The organism is [Brevibacterium] flavum, from assembly GCF_019317305.1.
GTDB classification, from domain to species: domain Bacteria; phylum Actinomycetota; class Actinomycetes; order Mycobacteriales; family Mycobacteriaceae; genus Corynebacterium; species Corynebacterium glutamicum.
In genome coordinates, this window is the sequence record NZ_CP079240.1 from 2399753 (window position 1) to 2420547 (window position 20795).

The window sequence follows — 20795 nt, forward strand, 5'->3', positions numbered from 1 at the left end:
TTTCATACCTTAACGCAATAGTGATGCTTAAGGCACAACGTGGGGGCAATTCCGGCCTACACTTTGGAAGTATGACTACTTTTATTACCTCCGGTGGCTTGGAAATCTCCCCCGCTGGCGCTCATATTGTTCACGCCGAATCACCTGAAGGTGAACTGTTGTTTGTTAGCTCCGCTTCCCAATATGGGGAGGGAAATGCAATTAGGGGTGGTGTGCCCATCATTGCTCCGTGGTTTGGTGGACTGCTTGGTTTGGACCCTGCACATGGTTGGGCGAGGCGTTCCGCGTGGGACGTGACTGAACATCACGGCCAAATTCACGCTGAATATGGCCGTGATGGTTTACTGCTGGATATTCGTGCGAACAGCACTAAGAATGGTTTTGAGATCACCCTGCGCGCTTACAACGACACCGATGAGGCACGCACTGTGCAGTTGGCCTTCCACCCTTATTTCAAGGTGGATGATGTAGAAAAGATCGAGGTCCGTGGCCTTGATGGGGTGGACATTCTCAATCGCCTGAACGATGAGGTGGAGACCCAAGATGGTCCCATTACTTTTGATGGCGAGTTCGATCGCATTGCTCTGGGCACTCCGGTTGTGAGGATTTTTGATACCGATCGCATCATCACCATTGAGGGCGATGGTCATGATTCCACTGTGGTGTGGAATCCAGGCAAAAGTCGCGCCTCCACCGTGGCCGATATTGGCGAAGGTGAATGGCGCGACTTTGTGTGTGTTGAACCGGCGCTTTTGGGTGCTGACCAAAAAGGAGTGAGGGTGGCTCCGGGGCAGTCAGTCACCGTTGGGATGCAGGTAAGCGTCGAAAAGCGTGCTTAGTTTTTTGCTTTGAACTCGCGGCGGCGTGCGTGCAAGATGGGCTCGGTGTAGCCCGATGGGGACTTGGTGCCTTCGAAAATCAAGTCCTTAGCCGCCTGGAAGGCGAGGGAGGCGTCGTAGTTCGGCGCCATATCGCGGTAGGCCTCGTCGCCCGCATTTTGCTTGTCGACGACCACTGCCATTCGTTCCAGTGACTCCAAGACCTGCTCCTTCGAGACAACATCATGGCGGATCCAGTTGGCCAGCATCTGCGAGGAAATACGCAGCGTTGCGCGGTCTTCCATGAGGTCGATGTCATGGATGTCTGGAACCTTGGAGCAACCAACACCGTGCTCAACCCAGCGCACAACGTATCCGAGGATGGACTGGCAGTTGTTGTCCATCTCTTCCTTCTTCTCTTCCTCAGACCAATTGGTGTTTGGTGCGGTTGGAATGGTGAGAATGTTGCGCAGGCTGTCGCGGCGGCCGGCAGCACGCAGTTCGTCTTGAACCTTGAACACATCAACCAAGTGGTAGTGCGTTGCGTGCAGCGTCGCACCAGTTGGTGAAGGAACCCATGCAGTGTTGGCGCCTTCGCGTGGCTGGCCGATCTTCTTCTCCAGCATTTCTGCCATGAGTTCAGTCATCGCCCACATGCCCTTACCGATCTGAGCCTTGCCAGGAAGACCACGCTGAATACCTGCATCAACGTTGTTGTTCTCGTAGGCCTGCTTCCACGGTGCGGTCTGCATATCAGCCTTGCGCACCATGGCGCCTGCTTCCATGGAGGTGTGGATTTCATCGCCGGTGCGGTCCAGGAAGCCAGTGTTGATGAATGCCAAGCGGTCAGCAACTTCCATGATGCTGGCATCCAGGTTCACGGACGTGCGACGCTCCTCATCCATAACACCAACCTTCAAGGTGTGGCGTGGCAGATCAAGCAGATCCTCAACGCGGCCGAAGAGCTCGTTGGTGAACGCGACTTCTTCAGGGCCGTGCTGCTTAGGCTTCACGATGTAGATGGAGCCCTTGCGGGAATTGCGCATCTTGTTCTGCGGAGCAATTCCTGGGATGGCACAAACAGTAGTCAAGACAGCATCCATGATGCCTTCGAAGATCTCCTCGCCATCAATCAAGATGGATGGGTTTTGCATGAGGTGACCAACGTTGCGGACGAACAGCAGGGAACGACCGTGCAGAACCAGCTCGGTACCATTGCGGCCAATGTAGACGCGGTCCTTGTTGAGCTCACGGGTGAAGGTGCGTCCGTTCTTGGACATCTCTTCTTTCAGTTCGCCGGTGTTGAGTCCGAACCAGTTGGAGTAACCCAATGTCTTGTCTTCAGCATCAACAGCTGCAACGGAGTCTTCGAAGTCCATGATCGTGGTGATCGCAGATTCCAAAACGATGTCTTTCAGCCCGGTCTTGTCTGCCTTGCCGATTGGGTGGACAGGATCGATCTGCAGCTCGATGTGCAGGCCGTTGGTTTCCAACAGGATTGCTTCTGGATCAAGGAAGTTGCCGGTGAAGCCACGGTAGGATTCACGGTTTTTCAGTCGGTAGACGCTATCTCCAATGTGGGCTGCAAGCTTTCCATCGGTGATGTTGTACTTTTCAACATCGGCATGCGAAGCACCGTCCAGTGGGACAACGCTGTCGAGGAATTGACGACCCCACTCGATGACCTTCTGGCCGCGGACCGGGTTGTACTCCTTGCCCTTTTCAGCGCCATCAGTTTCTGGGATGGCGTTGGTGCCGTACAACGCATCGTAGAGGGAACCCCAGCGAGCATTGGCAGCGTTCAGCGCGAAGCGTGCGTTCAGAATTGGTACAACCAGCTGAGGTCCTGCGGTGCTGGAGATTTCCGTATCGACGTTTTGGGTACGGATTTCTGCAGCTTCTGGCTCCTCAACCAAGTATCCGATTTCTTTGAGGAAATCCTCGTACGCCTCTTGGTCGATGGTGCCGGAGTTGTTGCGGTGGTAGTCGTCGATAAGCATCTGCAGTTCATCGCGGCGAGCAAGCAGCTCGCGGTTGCGTGGGGTGAGGTCCCGGGCGATGGCGGCGAATCCGGACCAGAACTTTTCCGCATCCACACCCACGCGAGGGAGTACCGCTTCGGTTACAAAGTCGTAGAGAACTTTTGCAACCTGCATTCCGCCCGCGTCAACGCGTTCGGTGCTGTCAGTTCCAGCGTTGTCGGCAGTCTGAGCAGACAACAGTTCCTGTTCAGTCATTGAAGGCTCCTTTTAAAGCATGGGTTTTAGATGACCTGTGCCTAAACCAGAAGAATGCGAATCCTTCTTGTTTGGCTACGCCGTTAACGGTTGTGAAAACTCTTTTAAGAAAAGCACTCTGACTACCTCTGGAATCTAGGTGCCACTCTTCTTTCGATTTCAACCCTTATCGTGTTTGGCGATGTGATCAGACTAAGTGATCACCGTCACCAGCAAAAGGGGTTTGCGAACTTTACTAAGTCATTACCCCCGCCTAACCCCGACTTTTATCTAGGTCACACCTTCAAAACCTACGGAAAGTTGCGGTGCCTGCATTTTCCCATTTCAGAGCATTTGCCCAGTACATCCGTACTAGCAACTCCTCCGCCCACTTTTTCTGCGAAGCCAGAACTTTGCAGACTTCACAACAGGGGTGACCACCCCCGCACAAAACTTAAAAACCCAAACCGATTGACGCACCAATGCCCGATGGAGCAATGTGTGAACCACGCCACCACGCAAACCGATGCACATCACGTCGAAACAGTGACAGTGCATTAGCTCATACTTTGTGGTTGGCACCGCCCATTGCGAATCAGCACTTAAGGAAGTGACTTTGATGTCAAACGTTGGAAAGCCACGTACCGCACAGGAAATCCAGCAGGATTGGGACACCAACCCTCGTTGGAACGGCATCACCCGCGACTACACCGCAGACCAGGTAGCTGATCTGCAGGGTTCCGTCATCGAGGAGCACACTCTTGCTCGCCGCGGCTCAGAGATCCTCTGGGACGCAGTCACCCAGGAAGGTGACGGATACATCAACGCGCTTGGCGCACTCACCGGTAACCAGGCTGTTCAGCAGGTTCGTGCAGGCCTGAAGGCTGTCTACCTGTCCGGTTGGCAGGTTGCAGGTGACGCCAACCTCTCCGGCCACACCTACCCTGACCAGTCCCTCTACCCAGCGAACTCCGTTCCAAGCGTCGTTCGTCGCATCAACAACGCGCTGCTGCGTTCCGATGAAATCGCACGCACCGAAGGCGACACCTCCGTTGACAACTGGGTTGTCCCAATCGTCGCGGACGGCGAAGCTGGCTTCGGTGGAGCACTCAACGTCTACGAACTCCAGAAGGCAATGATCGCAGCTGGCGCTGCAGGCACCCACTGGGAAGACCAGCTCGCTTCTGAAAAGAAGTGTGGCCACCTCGGCGGCAAGGTTCTGATCCCAACCCAGCAGCACATCCGCACCCTGAACTCTGCCCGCCTTGCAGCAGACGTTGCAAACACCCCAACTGTTGTTATCGCACGTACCGACGCTGAGGCAGCAACCCTGATCACCTCTGACGTTGATGAGCGCGACCAACCATTCATCACCGGTGAGCGCACCGCAGAAGGCTACTACCACGTCAAGAATGGTCTCGAGCCATGTATCGCACGTGCAAAGTCCTACGCACCATACGCAGATATGATCTGGATGGAGACCGGCACCCCTGACCTGGAGCTCGCTAAGAAGTTCGCTGAAGGCGTTCGCTCTGAGTTCCCAGACCAGCTGCTGTCCTACAACTGCTCCCCATCCTTCAACTGGTCTGCACACCTCGAGGCAGATGAGATCGCTAAGTTCCAGAAGGAACTCGGCGCAATGGGCTTCAAGTTCCAGTTCATCACCCTCGCAGGCTTCCACTCCCTCAACTACGGCATGTTCGACCTGGCTTACGGATACGCTCGCGAAGGCATGACCTCCTTCGTTGACCTGCAGAACCGTGAGTTCAAGGCAGCTGAAGAGCGTGGCTTCACCGCTGTTAAGCACCAGCGTGAGGTTGGCGCAGGCTACTTCGACCAGATCGCAACCACCGTTGACCCGAACTCTTCTACCACCGCTTTGAAGGGTTCCACTGAAGAAGGCCAGTTCCACAACTAGGACCTACAGGTTCTGACAATTTAAATCTCCCTACATCTGCACAACGGATGTAGGGAGTTTTTCCTTATATATGCCCTCCACAAATCCCCTATCGTGTGAGATGTGTTTCATAGGTGCCCCCAACGTTGCCTGTTGACTGCAAATTTTCCGAAAGAGTCCATAGACTACTTCTTTAAGTCATCAGATTTAAGTAGTCAGCATTAAGTCGCCAATGAAAGGACATACATGTCTATTTCCCGCACCGTCTTCGGCATCGCAGCCACCGCAGCCCTGTCTGCAGCTCTCGTTGCTTGTTCTCCACCGCACCAGCAGGATTCCCCAGTCCAGCGCACCAATGAGATCTTGACTACTTCTCAGAACCCAACCACTGCGAGCAGCACCTCCACTTCCTCTGCTACGACCACCTCTGCAGCTCCTGTGGAAGAGAATGTGGAGATCGTTGTTTCACCAGCAGCGTTGGTAGACGGTGAGCAGGTTACCTTCGAAATCTCTGGCCTTGATCCAGAGGGTGGCTACTACGCAGCGATCTGCGACTCCGTAGCGAACCCTGGAAACCCAGTTCCATCTTGCACCGGCGAAATGGCTGATTTCACGTCCCAGGCATGGTTGAGCAACTCCCAGCCCGGCGCGACTGTAGAGATCGCAGAAGACGGCACCGCAACTGTGGAGCTTGAAGCTACCGCAACCGGCACTGGCTTGGACTGCACCACTCAGGCTTGTGTAGCGAAGGTCTTCGGCGATCACACCGAAGGTTTCCGCGATGTTGCTGAAGTCCCAGTTACTTTCGCAGCCGCTTAAGTTTTCTTAAAACGCACTCAAGGCGCATCGTCAAGGTTGATTCCTTAGGATGCGCCTTCTTTGTTTTTTAAATCTTCTCGCTCAGCGATTCCCACAGCTTGAGCTGCACTAATTCACGAGGTGCCGGCTTCAAACCCCACGCCTCTACCCCAACATCAACCTGCCCCGGCCCCGTCATGGGGAACTGGGAATGCAAATGCCCATGAATCAGCAAAGGCACACGCAGGCGGAGATCATCAAACCGCGATTCCATCCCCGGATGATCTTGGCCCGGCCGAGGGAAATGCGACAAGTAGACATCCTCGTCGTCCCATTTCATCCGCTGAAACGCCTGAACCGAATCAAAAACCTCCAAAAACCGCCGCTGCCGCTTGTACGCATGCCGGTACATCGGGTGGCAAGAATCGTGGTTTCCAGGAACAAGATGCTTGACGACGCCGCCCAGCCGCTCAGCAATTAAGCCCAGCGCGCGCTCTTCAGCGCGATGGGCACCAGAGGAAAGATCTCCCAAAATCCACAGCGCATCATCTGGGCCGATCGTGTTCTCAAAATTGCTCAGTATTACTTCATCGTGTTCATCTGGATCGTCGAAACCCCGCATCGATGCCACGAATTTGTGACCTAAATGAAGGTCAGAGCTAAACCACATGTCAGTCATAGACGCCAGTCTAGCTTTTGCGATTGACTCCCCATCCGTGAATACTAGGGAGTCCAATTGCTTATAATACAAAAACAGGAATATTTAACTCGACTCCTTAAAAAGCTCTATACGTAAATATCTTGCCCATCCAGCACCACCTCATTGTGGTGCCCAATGGAGAGGACACACATGTCCACCAACTCTGGCAATAACTTGCCTGAATCCCAAGAGTCAACCGAGGAACCTCATTATCCTCACGACACCCACCCAGGCCTAGTTCCTGGCATTTCGGTCGATGCTCAACGCAACAAGTTCGGACTCGACAAAACCGTTTTCGGCGTCACCGCAGCATTAATTCTGGCGTTCATCGCCTGGGGCATTTCCAGCCCTGATTCAGTTTCTTCAGTATCGTCCACGATGTTCAGTTGGGCTATGACGAATACTGGTTGGCTCCTCAACTTTGTCATGCTGATCGGCATTGGCACCATGCTCTACATCGCTTTTTCGCGCTACGGCCGCATCAAGCTGGGCACAGACGAAGACGAACCAGAATTCTCTCGCTTTTCCTGGATTGCGATGATGTTCGGCGCCGGAATCGGCGTCGGTATCTTCTTCTTCGGTCCTTCCGAACCGCTGTGGCATTATCTCAGTCCCCCACCTCACACCGTGGAAGGATCTACACCTGAGTCCTTGCACCAAGCACTTGCGCAGTCCCACTTCCACTGGGGCTTATCCGCCTGGGGGCTGTATGCCTTGGTGGGCGGCGCGTTGGCGTACTCCAGTTACCGACGCGGCCGCGTAACCTTGATCAGCTCCACCTTCCGGTCACTTTTCGGTGAGAAAACCGAAGGTATCGCGGGTCGCCTCATCGACATGATGGCGATCATCGCCACGCTGTTTGGAACGGCTGCAACCTTGGGCCTTTCAGCAATTCAGGTTGGTCAGGGCGTGCAGATTATTTCTGGCGCTTCGGAAATCACCAACAACATCTTGATCGCCATCATCGCGATCTTGACCATTGGCTTCATCATCTCCTCAGTATCTGGCGTGTCCAAGGGCGTTCGTTATCTTTCCAACCTCAATATTTCCTTGACGCTTGGATTGGTCCTGTTTGTGTTCATCACCGGCCCCACCTTGTTCCTGCTCAACTTGATCCCATCGAGTGTGTTGGAATATGGCAGTGAGTTCTTGTCAATGGCTGGCAAGTCTTTGTCGTGGGGTGAGGAAACCATTGAATTCCAAGCTGGTTGGACGGCGTTCTACTGGGCATGGTGGATCGCATGGACCCCATTCGTGGGTATGTTCATCGCGCGTATTTCTCGCGGCCGCACCTTGCGTGAATTCGCGCTCATCACCATGGCTATCCCCTCCTTCATTTTGATCCTGGCGTTCACCATTTTCGGTGGAACTGCCATCACGATGAACCGCGAGAACGTAGATGGTTTTGACGGCAGTTCATCCAAGGAACAGGTGCTGTTTGATATGTTCAGCAACCTTCCGCTGTACTCGATCACACCGTTCATTTTGATCTTTGTGCTGGCAGTATTCTTTGTTACCTCTGCCGATTCCGCCTCCGTGGTGATGGGAACGATGAGCTCCCAAGGTAACCCTGCACCAAACAAATTGATCGTGGTGTTCTGGGGACTGTGCATGATGGGCATCGCGGTGGTCATGCTGCTTACTGGTGGCGAATCCGCGCTGACTGGTCTGCAGAACCTCACCATTTTGATCGCCATTCCGTTTGCGCTGGTGTTGATCGTGATGGCTATTGCCTTTATTAAGGATTTATCCACAGACCCAGCCGCTATTCGACAACGCTATGCAAAGGCAGCCATCTCTAACGCGGTGGTTCGTGGCTTGGAAGAACACGGCGACGACTTCGAGCTCTCCATCGAACCTGCAGAGGAAGGTCGTGGAGCGGGTGCTACCTTCGATTCCACCGCTGATCACGTCACCGACTGGTATCAGCGCACCGACGAAGAAGGCAATGATGTTGATTATGACTTCACCACCGGCAAATGGGCCGATGGTTGGACACCAGAATCGACCGAAGAAGGCGAAGTAGACGCGAAAAAGGATTAAAAAATAGCGACTGGCTGGGATTCACACCATGTGAATCCCAGCTATTTTGTTTGCTCAGTGCCCTCGTGACCGTCCTATGTGACCGATGAGGTGAGTTTCGGGAAGTCTTCGGCTGCCTAGTTTGGTGTCCAAGGCGTAATAGCCAAACTAGGTGGCTAAGAAACAATCCGAATAGGCTTTATTGGCCGCTTGGTCTGTATCTGGAAACTCTGAGCACAAGACTAAAAACTAAAGGCCGGGATTCACATCGAGTGAATCCCGGCCTTTAGTTAATTTATGGGCAGCTAAAACTTATGCTGCCATGCCACGGTTGAGGGCAATGAAGTCAAGCAGGTCTGCGTTAACGTTGCCAGCAATCTGCTGAAGTGCAGCGGTTGCCTCGCGAGCGATGAAAATCTTGCTGAAGACGGTGATCTTGGCTTCGCGGTTAGATGCGACATGGTCCAAAATTGCGTCTACCTGGACAGGATCGACCAGGCCATCGAAGCGAGCGTGAAGATCCTCACGTACGCTCCAAAGAGCATCTTGCTGTGCTGGACGGATCGTGGAGATCTTGGAAGCTGTGGTAGCCATTGTCGTGTTCCTTTCTGTTTCCGAGGGAGTTAATATTTGAACCCCCGGTTGTTAACCTGATGTTTACTTTAGTTTACTTCCTATCAACCTACAAGCAGTCCAGGTGAAAAGTAGTGGGATCGGGCCAACTAATTTCGATCCACCCCCACAAAATCCTTAAATCGGCACATGTTATGCCAAGCCCCGAAAACACATAACTGCAGCTCAGGGCTACTTAACCTGTCTGAATAGCAATCTAAGACACCTTAATTAAACTTAGTGACTGGAATCACCCCCAGGGTGTGAATAAAACTTGTTTCCTGGTCATTTCCCCTATTGAACTGCGCTTATGCCTATGCTTAGAAACCAGAGACAAGCTTAAGAAGGACAGGGGCCGGCCATGAATGATTTCGAAACAACCATCGATCGGATCTCTAAAGAACAAGATCCCGCAGCCCGAAGCCGCGTGGAACAGTTCATTGTGGAAACAGTACGTGCACTACCCAACTTGACCACCAAACAAGGTGCATCGTTGGCTATCCAACTTCTTGATGCGGTACAGCTCGCGGATGCGGCGGGAACCAAGGGGGGTGCGTCGACAAGCAATGCTTCATCGCTGCCTGACACCTTTGACGCGCTGACCAGCCTGATTGGCAAGCTCGATGTGCGCAGCGATTCTGAATGGCGCTCGTTTGGGTTCCAGCCTTCTGAAACTGCGCACCCGCTAATGATCGCTATCCCTGAGATTGAGATTTTTTATCAGCACACCGATGTGCAGCCGGGAAGCGATCACGCCGTGGCGCCGGACTTTCAGGAAAATCAGGATATGTGGCGCAGGCGTCTCGGATCTGTCACCGAACCAAACCTTATATATAAAGAGTTTTCCGGACCCGGCAAAGCGCAGCGTGCCGTAGAAATGCTGGGCAATCTGTGGAAGATCGGCGTGGTGGTGAATAGGAATACGGAAAGTCGCCTTGGGTTAACTCGTGTGGAATACACCCCCACCCCTGGCGAAGTACCCGTGCCGATGATGTCGGAGAAGAACTGTTGGTACAGCATTCGGGTGTCTGAAACCCTTGGTGAGAACCAGGTTCCAGAAATTGTGCGCTGCTTAGGCGAGATTTTCTGTGGCTATCTTCCCCAGATGTGGCTCAAAGAACCAGTAAAGGCCGGCAAGTTGCGAATCCAAGAATCGGAAGCAGCAGCGTATATCGCGATGGCGCGACTAGATCTTTCCCCACGCACCGGCAACACCACTTGGAGCAACAGCTATATTTCCACGCGTCCTCTCTCCCCCGCTTTTAGGTGGGACGTGGTGCTGGAGGCTTCCCACCAATTGGAGAACCTGCTGCGTGGAGACACAGGGCCGGTCACTGCCACACAATCGGCAGCTGGTTAACCAAAAGTTCACGTGGAGATCACTCATCGATCACCAACTTCCCATAGGTTTTCTGTGTCCAATGAATGCGTTCAATAAATGCCCTCTTTAAGCATATTCTCTGAGTGCATTCATTACAGGCGTTAATTAAATGCGTTCATAGAAGAACTTGAAAGTGGTTGAAGTGAAGAAGCGTAATCTCCTCGTAGCTCCCCTCACTGCTTCCCTGGTGTTCTGTAACTTGGCTGTTGCAGCAAACGCCGTTGAAGTTGAGGCCGAATCACCAGTTGTCATCAATGAAGTTGAATCCAACAGCGACCCAGTTGGTGACTGGGTGGAGTTGGCTAACACCGACAACAACAACTCCATCGACATTTCCGGTTGGTCCTTAGTCGATGACAAGGAAGACCTGGAAAATGCCCTCGTCCTTCCTGAAGGCACTGAGATTGAGTCCGGTGGATACTTTGTTATCTACACCGACTCTGCTGATTACGTGCCTACCAACAACACCTTTGGTGGCCAGGAATACTTCGGCCTCGGCAAAGATGACACTGTTACTCTGCGCAACGCTGAAGGCGAAGTAGTTGCTACCTATTCCTGGAAGGATCTGGGCGAGCACGCAGAAAACACCTATGGTCGCATCCCAGATATGACTGGTGATTTCGCAAACACCGGCGTTCCAACCCCAGGTGCAAAGAATGTTGCGGATGAAGGCTCCGGCGAAGAAGAAGGCGTTGTTGCAAACGCCCAGCTTCCATTCCACAACGTTGAAATCACCCCAATTCACCTCGGTGGAGATTTCACCGGTGAAGATATGTCCGGCGTTGATTTCGATGCAAACAGCACCGCATGGATCGCCAACAATGACATTGGAAAGATCTACTCCCTCTCCCACGACATAGCTAACAACACCTACAAGCTGACTGGCGAATGGGAAACCGGCTACCCAGAAGGCGGCGGAGAGCCAGACGCTGAAGGCATCGTCGCAGCTACCAACGGTGACATCTACCTGTCCACCGAGCGCAACAACGCTGACAAGAACGTCTCTCGCCCATCCATCCTGCGTTTTGCTACCCCAACTGGCAAGACTGGCGTACAGAACGCAGTTCAGGAATGGAACCTGACTGAGTTCGTCGGCGACATTCAGCCTAATGGTGGTCTTGAGGCAATCGCGCAGCTCGAGGACAACATCTTCGTTGTCGGTGTCGAAGAGACAGGTGATGTCATCGTTGTTGATCTTTCCGCTGACCAGCCAGTTCTGGTTCAAAGGTACGAATCTTCCTTCGACGGTGTCATGTCGCTTGATTACAACGCAGCAACCAAGCAGCTCAGCGTTGTGTGCGACGAAGCATGTGACGGCTTGTCTGAAATCCTCGAATGGGATGGCGAGAAGCTGTACAAGTCCGACGACAAGATCTACGAGCGTCCAGCAAACCTGGGCAACTGGGCTAACGAAGGCTTCGGCACCTACACCTCAGAGCTTAAATGCGAGAACGGCAACACCGTTTCTGTCACCAGCTACCTCTGGGCTGACGATGCAGCAACCAACGAAGGCACCTCCCTCAACTCCGCACAGGTCATCAACGTAGATTGCGGCGACGTCAACATCCCTGGAGAGTCCTCTTCCGACAATTCCTCTTCTGACTTTGCAACCGGCAGCATCGCAGGCGCCTTTGCAACCGCAGTGCTCGCAGTCGTAGGCATTGCGGGCGCACTGGGTGGATTCTTCCAGCAGATCCTCGCAGCGTTCCCAGCATTGCAGCAGGTCATCCGTTTCTAAACCCACTGCTTGAAACACTTAAAGCACCGGCAGCCTTCATGGTTACCGGTGCTTTTCTGCTCTTTTACAAAGCCTCCACCTATGATTGGCTAAGATCCTCTTCCCCGCACTGAAAGCTCAAAGATCCGTGCCACCTTCATTTTTCTCACGCCGTCGCAAAAACGAGCCAGACCTCTTGGCCCTCCCCGCGCAGATCAGAGACATCCGCTCCGAGGTGCTCGATATCTTCATGGCGGAGTCTTTAGTGATCATCAACATCGACGAGAAAAGCGCCGAGCTGCTTATCGACGCCGCCCGTCACCACATCCCCACCCGCTTCACCGGGCCCAACGCCCGGCCGCTCAGCGTCATTCCCATCGAGGATCCTCGCTCACGCCCAACGCTGCACCCAGATCATGGGTGGATGCTGCCACTGAGCCCACCAGTAGTGGATGAACTGCTTGGAGGTGGCTTGAAAATTGGAGAAACAGAACTGGAAAGCATCAACATTGCGTTCATTGTTGATGCTTCTTAAAAATCCTGTGCCATGAGGTTTTGTGAAGCAAAGGCATGTCGCCGTTCCTTTCGTGCAATAAGAAAACCGCCATCGCTCAGATAGAGATCTGCGGTACGAAAACAACCACGAACAAGGCGATAATAATGGCGAAGAGATACGGCCACAGACGCCTAATCACTGTTTCCACACGCAAGCCTGCTACTTGCGAACCAACGAACAATACATTGCCAACCGGCGGAGTAATCGTGCCCACGGACAGGTTCATCATCACCATCGCACCGAAGTGGACTGGATCCACACCAAGTTCGGTGACCACTGGAAGGAAGATCGGGACGAAGATCAAAATTGCTGGTGTTGGGTCCATTACGGTACCGATGAGTAACAGGACGAACATCGTGATTAACAAGATGACAACCTTGGAATCGGATACCGAAAGAAGCGCATCAGAGATCATCTGAGGGATCTTGGCAAAGGCCATCACCCACGACAGTGCTGCAGAAACTGCAATGAGTAGCATGACAATTGATGTGGTGCGAGTTGCCTTGAGCAAAATATCTGCCAGATCTCCCACCTTGATTGTGCGGTAAATAAAGCCCAAGACCAGGCAGTACACTACAGCAATAGCAGCGGATTCAGTTGGAGTGAACCAGCCCAGCAAGATACCTCCAACAACAATGACGATCATGAGCAGTGAAGGCAGCGCCCTCCACAGCACAATGAGCGACTGCTTGAATGTTGGATGAATCTGCTCGCGCTTGTAGTTTTCCTTTCGCGCTAACCAAGTTCCCACGATGACACAGGCCAGAATCCAGAGCAGACCGGGTCCAACACCGGCCATAAATAGTGCTGCAATTGATGTCGAGGACACCAAGGAATACACAATGAAAGTGTTTGATGGCGGGATCAGCATGCCCGCAGGTGCTGAAGCCACGTTGACGGCCGCTGCGTAGGCGCGCGAGTAGCCCTCTTCCTTCATTTTTGGTGTCATGACGGTTCCCACGGCAGAAGCTGCTGCTACCGCTGCCCCTGAAACTGCTCCGAAGAGACCATTTGCTGCGATATTCGTATTGGTCATGGAGGCAGGCATGCGGCCGACAAGCACCTTCGCGGCGTCGATAAGCCGCGTGGCAATACCACCCGAGTTCATCAGCGAACCCGCCAACACGAAGAACGGAATGGCAAGGAGTGTAAAGGAGTTTGTGCCGGTAAACATGCGCTGCGCGACGGCCTGCGCGGCGTTTTCTGGGCCAAGCACGGCCATCGCGGCAAAAAGTGATGGCAAACCGATGGCAATGGCAACGGGCACTGATGCGATGATGAGCACCACAATGCCGATGACAAGAATTAAAGCTGCTACAGCTGCTGGCGACAACATATTAGATCCTACCTTCCGCTGAACTTGCAGAATCTATAGCGCTTTGGGCCTCTAGCTCGTCCAAATCTCGAGGTTCTTCTGATTCATCAACAAGGGGGTAAGGCTCTTCCTTGCCTGTGGCCACTTCGATGAGATCGATGATCGCGAACAACGCGATGAACACACCCGCGATCGGGATGACAACATACACCCATCCCAAGGTAAGTGGCAGCGCAGTGAGCTGCTGATTCCATGCGATTGATGCAGCCAAGTAGCCACCCCAGATCATGCCGAGGATCGCAAAAACAACAATCAACAACTGAACAATGACCTGCAGGACCCGCTGCGTAGAAACAGGCAGTTTACGCGCGATGAAATCAACCGCAATATGTCCACGCTCTCCAAAGAGGAACGCACTACCTGCGAAAGATAGCCACACGAACAACAGCTTGGATAGTTCTCCAGACCACGTTAATGGGCTGTGCAGCACCTGGCGGCTAAACACCTGCCAGGCAGTGACGCACACGAGGACGGCGAACAGCACGATGCTGGCCAAACCTAGTGCTTTTGTCACGATGGACTTAAATTTCATCATGATGCCGCACCTCCTGAAGTATCAGCGGCGCGCACTGCTTCGTAGAGTTCACGCTGGAATTCTGAGGTCAAGAATTCGTCTTTGATGGGAGCCAGTGCATCGGTAAATGCTTGCGCATCCACCTCAACGAACTCCGCTCCCCCAGCTTTCGCCTTTTCAATAACGGCATCAGTTTCTGTGTTCCACAGATCCGTGTGCTCAGTCATCGCGGCGTCCCATTCTTCCAGGAACAATTCACGGTCTGGCTCGCTCATGGCGTCAAGCAGATCGTGTCGCATGACCATGTAATCCAAACCGACAAGGTGATTGGTGTTGCTGTTGTAGCGAGCAACCTCGAAGTGGTTTTGGGTAACGTAACTGATCTCGTTATTTTCCGCGCCATCCAGCACACCAGACTGCATCGCGGTATATACCTCGCCGTAAGTCAACGGGGTTGCCGATCCACCCATGAGTTCAATCATGCGGATGTGCATGGCGGATTCCTGGACGCGAATCTTCTTTCCAGCCAGGTCAGCGGGTCTTTTCACCGGCGCATCAGTGGTGTACAGATTTCGGGTGCCTTGGGTAAATCCACCAATGACAGAAATATTATCCGATTCCGCAAGACTTTGGAACAGTGGCTCCATCAGATCCTGATCCCAGATCACGCTCATTTGGTGCTCTATGCTGCCAATAACCCCCACTTCGGGGGTAGTAAACCAATCAAACGACCTTAGATACTTTCGCTTTTCGACGCTCCCCCATACCGAAACACGACAGCGCCCCGCTGAGCTTCAAGCTCAGCGGGGCGCTAAAAGAGGCTAAAGTTTTTTATGCCTCGTCGGTAGACAGTGCTGCTACGAATGCTTCCTGAGGAACCTCGACCGAACCGATGTTCTTCATGCGCTTCTTACCAGCTTTCTGCTTTTCCAGAAGCTTGCGCTTACGGGAAATATCGCCACCGTAACACTTCGCCAACACGTCCTTGCGCAGTGCACGAATGTTTTCACGAGCGATAACCTTGGAACCAATGGCTGCCTGCACAGGAACTTCGAACTGCTGGCGAGGGATCAGTTCCTTCAGCTTCACAGTCATCTTGTTTCCGTACCACTGCGCATTATCGCGGTGCACGATCGCAGAGAATGCATCCACAGGTTCACCTTGGAGCAAGATATCTACCTTGACCAGGTCGGCAGTCTGCTCGCCAGCTTCCTCGTAGTTCAGGGAGGCGTAACCCTTGGTGCGAGACTTCAACATGTCGAAGAAGTCAAAGATGATCTCACCCAAAGGCATGGTGTAGCGCAGCTCCACGCGGTCCTCCGAAAGGTAGTCCATGCCACCCATCTGACCACGCTTGGTCTGACACAGCTCCATTGTCGGTCCCACAAATTCGCTAGGAACAATGATGGTGACCTTCACGATGGGCTCGTAAACTTCACTGAGCTTTCCGCCAGGCCAGTCAGATGGGTTGTGGACGCGGAATTCCTTGCCGGCCTCATCGATAACGCGGTAGTTAACAGATGGCGCGGTAGAAATCAGATCAAGGCCAAACTCACGCTCGAGTCGGTCACGGGTGATTTCCATATGCAGCAGTCCGAGGAAGCCACAACGGAAACCAAAGCCCAGCGCTACGGACGTTTCAGGTTCGTACGTGAGGGAGGCGTCGTTAAGCTGCAGCTTTTCAAGCGCATCGCGCAAGTCGGGGAAATCCGCTTGGGAAATTGGGAACAGGCCCGAATAAACCATCGGCGTTGGTTCCTGGTAGCCGCGCAGTGGCTCCTCCGCACCATGGATTGCCCACGTGACGGTATCGCCGACCTTGGATTGGCGCACATCTTTCACGCCAGTGATCAGGTAACCAACCTCGCCGGGTCCAAGACCCGCACACTTTTTAGGGGTGGGGCTCACGATGCCAATTTCCAGCAATTCGTGGGTGGCTCCAGTGGACATCATCTTGATCTTTTGGCGAGGTGTCAGCTTGCCATCCATCATGCGGATGTAGGTAACCACGCCACGGTAGGTGTCATAGACAGAGTCGAAAATCATCGCACGAGCTGGGGCGTCTTCCTCAAAATCAGAGGTAGGTGCTGGAATAAGTTCAACGACCTTATCCAGAAGCTCAGGGACACCCATGCCAGTTTTACCGGACACGCGCAACACATCTTCAGGTTCACAACCCACAATGTTGGCGATCTCCAACGCGTACTTGTCTGGATCCGCCGCTGGAAGGTCAATCTTATTCAGCACAGGGATGATCTCAAGATCGTTTTCCATAGCCAAGTACAAGTTTGCCAAGGTCTGGGCCTCAATGCCCTGCGCTGCATCAACAAGCAAAATCGCGCCTTCACACGCTTCAAGCGCCCGAGACACTTCATAGGTGAAGTCCACGTGGCCTGGCGTATCGATCATCTGCATGACGATCTGCTGGCCCTCGTACTCACCACTGCGAGGAATCCATGGCAGGCGAACGTTCTGAGCCTTAATGGTAATGCCACGTTCACGTTCGATGTCCATGTTGTCCAGGTACTGATCACGCATATCGCGGGCATCCACAACGTTAGACAGCTGCAGGATACGGTCAGCGAGCGTAGATTTACCGTGGTCAATGTGGGCAATGATGCAGAAGTTACGAATCCTGGCTGGATCCGTAAATGTTGTTTCTGCAAATTTCTCTGCCATATGCGTCAGGGGTCCCTTCAATTAAATAACGGTGTCCTACTCTACCTGAGCAAACCCAAACAGTTAAACAGCCCTGAACTGCCAAACCATCAGCAGTTTTCCACTGGTTCTCCAACCCCCTAAACTACCCCCTTTTGATGTAACACATAACTCAGTCTTGCGATATTAGATAATGAGTCAGAAAATGAAGGTAGCACTACTTGCTGGATTAATTTTCAAGGTTTTCTTTCAGAAATTAATCCATAGCCGATATTTAAGGTGAGAACACATGAGCTCCACGCTCGCACGAAAAGCTTCAGGCGACGGTTCCGAAAAGAAGAAGCCTGGCTTGTTTAGACGTGCGCTTCGTTTCCTCACCCACCCACCTCACAAACAGGTAGACAACAGCCTTGCGGATATCCGTGAAGGATTAGGCCTCGGGGTGGACGATTCCCACGAAGGATCCAAACCCAGCAACGATCATTCTTTGCTGCATGAAAAGCCTGAAATTTCCGTCATGCCGACCGAATCAATGGCACGGCTGATCTTTTATGCGCCTGATATGGATGGGCAAACAGACCCCGGTGAAGTAGTGTGGATTTGGGCACCAGCCGATGGCCCCCAGCAACCACCTCGTAAACGTGCCATCGTTGTTGTTGGAAGAAACCGAAACGCCATTTTAGGTCTGCTCATTTCCTGCAACCCCGAGCACCGAACTGATGAAGACTGGATCGACATTGGATCTGGCAGCTGGGACCCTCGAGGTCGCCAAAGTTGGGTACGACTCGACCGCGTTCTGGAGGTACCCGAATTGGGTATCCGGCGCCAAGGAACAGTCGTCCCCCCGGGGCGCTTTGAGCGTATCGCTAACCGCCTCCGCAACGATTTCAACTGGGTCTAACATTTATTTGGTAATTGGGCAACATCACTGATACTCTTGAACGCTGTTGTCCATCTTTGATGTGAGCATTCCAGTGACATGCGGACAGGACCTTGGGTTCGTTGCACTTTATGCCAAGCAGTTTATTTAAAACTGCGGGAGAAACACTCCTCGATGGGTTTGTACACAACTTTAACTAGAAAGTTCAAGAGGTATTTGCGATGGCAAACATCAAGTCTCAGATCAAGCGTAACAAGACCAACGAGAAGGCTCGTCTGCGTAACCAGGCAGTTCGCTCCGCAGTCCGCACCGAGATCCGCAAGTTCAACGCTGCGATTGAAGCAGGCGACAAGGATGCAGCTCAGGCTCAGCTCCGTACCGCTTCCCGCGCACTGGACAAGGCAGTAACCAAGGGTGTCTTCCACATCAACAACGCTGCTAACAAGAAGTCCAACATGGCTACCGCTTTCAACAAGCTTGGCTAATTTTTGGCTCTTTTAAAAATGGCTTCCTATCAGTTTTGATTGGAAGCCATTTTTTATGCCTTTACCCGAGTAAACCGGTCAGGCCTTCATACAGCAGAGTCACACCCACAACGAGGAAGACCACGCCAGCAAGCAGGTCAAACCAGGGACCTGCACGCAGCATTGCTTTGCGCACACGCTCCGTAGAGACAATGAGGCACACAGCAGAGAAGGTAACAAAGGTCTGCACTAAAATCGCCACGATGATAGAGATCGCCAGCACCGGTGATGGGTGCGCTGGCATCAACGGAGCCAGAATTGCCGCGAAGTACATGACAACTTTAGGGTTTGACAGGTTGGTGGCCAAACCTTGTCGATATACCTGAGTGCGGGTTCCAAGTGCTTCTACCGCATCCGGGATAGGTCGGGCATCGGCGTTGAAACGGAACTGGCGGGCGTCGATAAGCTCTCTCGACGCCGAGCGCAGCAACTTGTACCCCATGAAGCTTAGGTATGTGCCGCCGACGAGCTGGATGATTCCGAGGATCGACGGATAAGTGGTGAGCAGCGCCGCTGCTCCCACGACCGTCAGCGTCACCCACACCGTGAGTCCGGTGACGATGCCGGCGACGCCAGCTATCGCGTGCGCTCTGGAGCGGGTGGCTAAGCGGAGGAGGAAAAAGGTATCAGGCCCCGGGGATAAACTGCCCACCAAATTGAGCAGAATCAGGGTGCCAAAAGCGGTCCACTCCACCGGCCTATGACTCGAAGCGAGCTACGAGATCCTCGCGGCCAAACATCTTGGCGGTATCAACAGCAGTTGGAGTTCCAGCGTGTGGGTCAGCACCACCAGCAAGCAGTGCCTCAATGACGGCTTCTTCCTTCTTAAAGATCGCGCCCGCCAGCGGAGTCTGATTGCGGTTGTTCACGCGATCCACATCGGCGCCACGCTCAATCAACGCCTGCACGACATCAGCATGTCCTGCATATGCTGCGAGCATGAGCAAAGTGTTGCCATCTTGGTTGGACAGGTTAACGTCAACGCCGTTGTCGACATATGCACCGAGGGTTGCTGCGGATTCTGCTCCCCCATCACGTGCCAGTCCAAAGATCTTAGTGACCAATTCCTGAACATCATCGGGTAAATCTGATTGTGTCATGATCAAATATATTACCCGCCACCGTTCAGCGTTAACGCCTCGCCAGCTCTGCAACTCTTCTCACGGCAGATTCGATGGCAAATTCAGGATCGCCACTTTGTCCTTTTACAGCGGCATCCAGATCGGCCATCAAAATCACGGCCTCGCTGACCGAATCTCCCGACCAGTTTCGGGCCACTTTCGCAGTCTTCTCCACCACGAACGGCGGCATGCCCAATTCTTTGGCCAGCTCAAAACCGTTGATGCGTCCCCTGGTGGAATACAGCCTGGCGATCTGGCCAACTTTCATACTCAACGCAGCTGCCAATGCAACCGGGCTGGTACCCAATTGAAGGGCACGCCTGGTGCTGGCCACGGCCTTTGATACTTGACCAGCGCAGGCGGAATCCGCGATGTCGAAACCCGATACCTCAGCAACACCCACGTAATAGGCACGGACCTTTTCTACGGTCACATTGCCTTGGGTGTCCTCCACCAATTGGGATACGGCGGACGCCAGCTCTCTAAGATCTGAACCCACGCCCTCTAAAAGAGCATGAATAACATCTGGGGTGACCTGGACTTTGTGGTTTTTGAACTCTTGTTTTACCCAACCTGGACGATCCCGGTCTTTCAGCTTTGCGGCATCGTGCACCACCGCGACTTTTTCCAGCTTCTTCACCATCGATTTGGAGCGTCCACCGCCAGAGTGCATGACGATCAAGCAGGTACCAGGGCTGGGATCAACTGCTGCGGATAAGGCTAGATCTACAGCATCTTGGCCTGCTTGATCCATGTTGGTAAGCACCACCACACGGTCTTCAGCAAACAAGGATGGGCTTAACGCATCCAACAATTCACCCTGAGTAATTTCGCTGGCCTTCAAGGTGGTGACCTGAAGCGAATCGGGGCTAGCCATCGATGAACGGATGTCATGCACGATGTTGATACGCGCGCGTTCGGCAAGGAACTCATCCTCGCCGAGAACAAGATGGACCGCTGGTTGTACTGAAATAGGTGCTGAAGCCACGTGACCATCGTGCCACAA

At 53.2% G+C, this 20795-nt stretch carries 19 protein-coding genes; 9 read left to right on the forward strand and 10 right to left on the reverse strand.

Annotated features, from left to right (window positions below; translation table 11 throughout):
- Positions 1–71: 71 nt before the first annotated feature.
- Complete coding sequence (locus tag KW808_RS11570) at positions 72–839, forward strand: D-hexose-6-phosphate mutarotase (protein ID WP_003859381.1); 768 nt, start codon at positions 72–74, stop codon at positions 837–839.
- Here the strand turns inward: KW808_RS11570 and glcB are convergent.
- Positions 836–3055: a malate synthase G gene (gene glcB / locus KW808_RS11575; RefSeq protein WP_003859379.1), complete on the reverse strand. Its 2220-nt coding sequence runs from the start codon at positions 3053–3055 to the stop codon at positions 836–838. The genes KW808_RS11570 and glcB overlap by 4 nt on opposite strands.
- Before the next feature lie 598 nt (positions 3056–3653).
- Between glcB and aceA the strand changes: the two genes are divergently transcribed.
- Complete coding sequence (gene aceA, locus KW808_RS11580) at positions 3654–4952, forward strand: isocitrate lyase (RefSeq protein WP_003859378.1); 1299 nt, start codon at positions 3654–3656, stop codon at positions 4950–4952.
- A 225-nt stretch (positions 4953–5177) separates the two neighbouring features.
- Positions 5178–5750, forward strand: a complete 573-nt coding sequence (thiX, locus tag KW808_RS11585; RefSeq protein WP_003859367.1) for a thiamine biosynthesis protein ThiX — start codon at positions 5178–5180, stop codon at positions 5748–5750.
- Positions 5751–5817: 67 nt separating this feature from the next.
- Here thiX and KW808_RS11590 read toward each other — a convergent pair whose 3' ends face one another.
- Entirely contained in the window at positions 5818–6480 is a 663-nt protein-coding gene (locus KW808_RS11590) for a metallophosphoesterase (RefSeq protein ID WP_003859365.1), read from the reverse strand.
- Positions 6481–6579: 99 nt separating this feature from the next.
- Between KW808_RS11590 and KW808_RS11595 the strand changes: the two genes are divergently transcribed.
- On the forward strand, positions 6580–8472 hold the full coding sequence (locus KW808_RS11595) for a BCCT family transporter (RefSeq protein ID WP_003859362.1): 1893 nt from the start codon (positions 6580–6582) through the stop codon (positions 8470–8472).
- A 291-nt stretch (positions 8473–8763) separates the two neighbouring features.
- On the opposite strand, the gene KW808_RS11600 is transcribed toward KW808_RS11595, so the two are convergent.
- Entirely contained in the window at positions 8764–9045 is a 282-nt protein-coding gene (locus tag KW808_RS11600) for a three-helix bundle dimerization domain-containing protein (protein ID WP_003859360.1), read from the reverse strand.
- Positions 9046–9424: 379 nt separating this feature from the next.
- On the opposite strand from KW808_RS11600, the gene KW808_RS11605 reads away from it, so the two are divergent.
- From KW808_RS11605 to KW808_RS11615, 3 genes are all read left to right on the forward strand, one after another.
- Positions 9425–10423, forward strand: a complete 999-nt coding sequence (locus tag KW808_RS11605) for a hypothetical protein (RefSeq protein ID WP_003859358.1) — start codon at positions 9425–9427, stop codon at positions 10421–10423.
- Positions 10424–10577: 154 nt separating this feature from the next.
- Entirely contained in the window at positions 10578–12182 is a 1605-nt protein-coding gene (locus KW808_RS11610; RefSeq protein WP_003859356.1) for a lamin tail domain-containing protein, read from the forward strand.
- A 127-nt stretch (positions 12183–12309) separates the two neighbouring features.
- Positions 12310–12696 carry a hypothetical protein gene (locus KW808_RS11615; protein ID WP_003859354.1) on the forward strand — a complete coding sequence of 129 codons (387 nt, stop codon included), beginning with the start codon at positions 12310–12312 and terminating at the stop codon, positions 12694–12696.
- Between the two features lie 76 nt (positions 12697–12772).
- Here KW808_RS11615 and KW808_RS11620 read toward each other — a convergent pair whose 3' ends face one another.
- The 4 genes from KW808_RS11620 to lepA form a co-directional block, all read right to left on the reverse strand.
- Positions 12773–14053 (reverse strand): TRAP transporter large permease, encoded by a 1281-nt coding sequence (locus KW808_RS11620; RefSeq protein ID WP_003859352.1) that lies wholly within the window; start codon positions 14051–14053, stop codon positions 12773–12775.
- A 1-nt stretch (position 14054) separates the two neighbouring features.
- On the reverse strand, positions 14055–14627 hold the full coding sequence (locus KW808_RS11625; protein WP_003859350.1) for a TRAP transporter small permease: 573 nt from the start codon (positions 14625–14627) through the stop codon (positions 14055–14057).
- Positions 14624–15280 (reverse strand): TRAP transporter substrate-binding protein DctP, encoded by a 657-nt coding sequence (dctP, locus tag KW808_RS11630; RefSeq protein ID WP_003859348.1) that lies wholly within the window; start codon positions 15278–15280, stop codon positions 14624–14626. Before dctP ends, KW808_RS11625 begins: the two co-directional genes overlap by 4 nt.
- Positions 15281–15437: 157 nt before the next feature.
- Positions 15438–17285 carry a translation elongation factor 4 gene (lepA, locus tag KW808_RS11635; protein ID WP_003859347.1) on the reverse strand — a complete coding sequence of 616 codons (1848 nt, stop codon included), beginning with the start codon at positions 17283–17285 and terminating at the stop codon, positions 15438–15440.
- Positions 17286–17553: 268 nt separating this feature from the next.
- Here lepA and KW808_RS11640 point away from each other — a divergent pair, with 268 nt between their 5' ends.
- Together KW808_RS11640 and rpsT are read left to right on the forward strand one after the other, a co-directional pair.
- On the forward strand, positions 17554–18165 hold the full coding sequence (locus KW808_RS11640; protein WP_003859345.1) for a type II toxin-antitoxin system PemK/MazF family toxin: 612 nt from the start codon (positions 17554–17556) through the stop codon (positions 18163–18165).
- 200 nt (positions 18166–18365) lie between these two features.
- Positions 18366–18629 (forward strand): 30S ribosomal protein S20, encoded by a 264-nt coding sequence (gene rpsT / locus KW808_RS11645; protein ID WP_003859343.1) that lies wholly within the window; start codon positions 18366–18368, stop codon positions 18627–18629.
- Between the two features lie 61 nt (positions 18630–18690).
- Here the strand turns inward: rpsT and KW808_RS11650 are convergent, their stop codons facing one another.
- The 3 genes from KW808_RS11650 to holA are packed head-to-tail and all read right to left on the reverse strand — an operon-like array spanning position 18691 to position 20795.
- Entirely contained in the window at positions 18691–19362 is a 672-nt protein-coding gene (locus tag KW808_RS11650; protein ID WP_003859341.1) for a LysE family translocator, read from the reverse strand.
- A gap of 4 nt (positions 19363–19366) precedes the next feature.
- Positions 19367–19768, reverse strand: coding sequence for an ankyrin repeat domain-containing protein (locus tag KW808_RS11655; RefSeq protein ID WP_003859340.1), 402 nt, complete (start codon positions 19766–19768; stop codon positions 19367–19369).
- Positions 19769–19799: 31 nt separating this feature from the next.
- On the reverse strand, positions 19800–20795 hold the full coding sequence (gene holA / locus KW808_RS11660) for a DNA polymerase III subunit delta (RefSeq protein ID WP_003859338.1): 996 nt from the start codon (positions 20793–20795) through the stop codon (positions 19800–19802).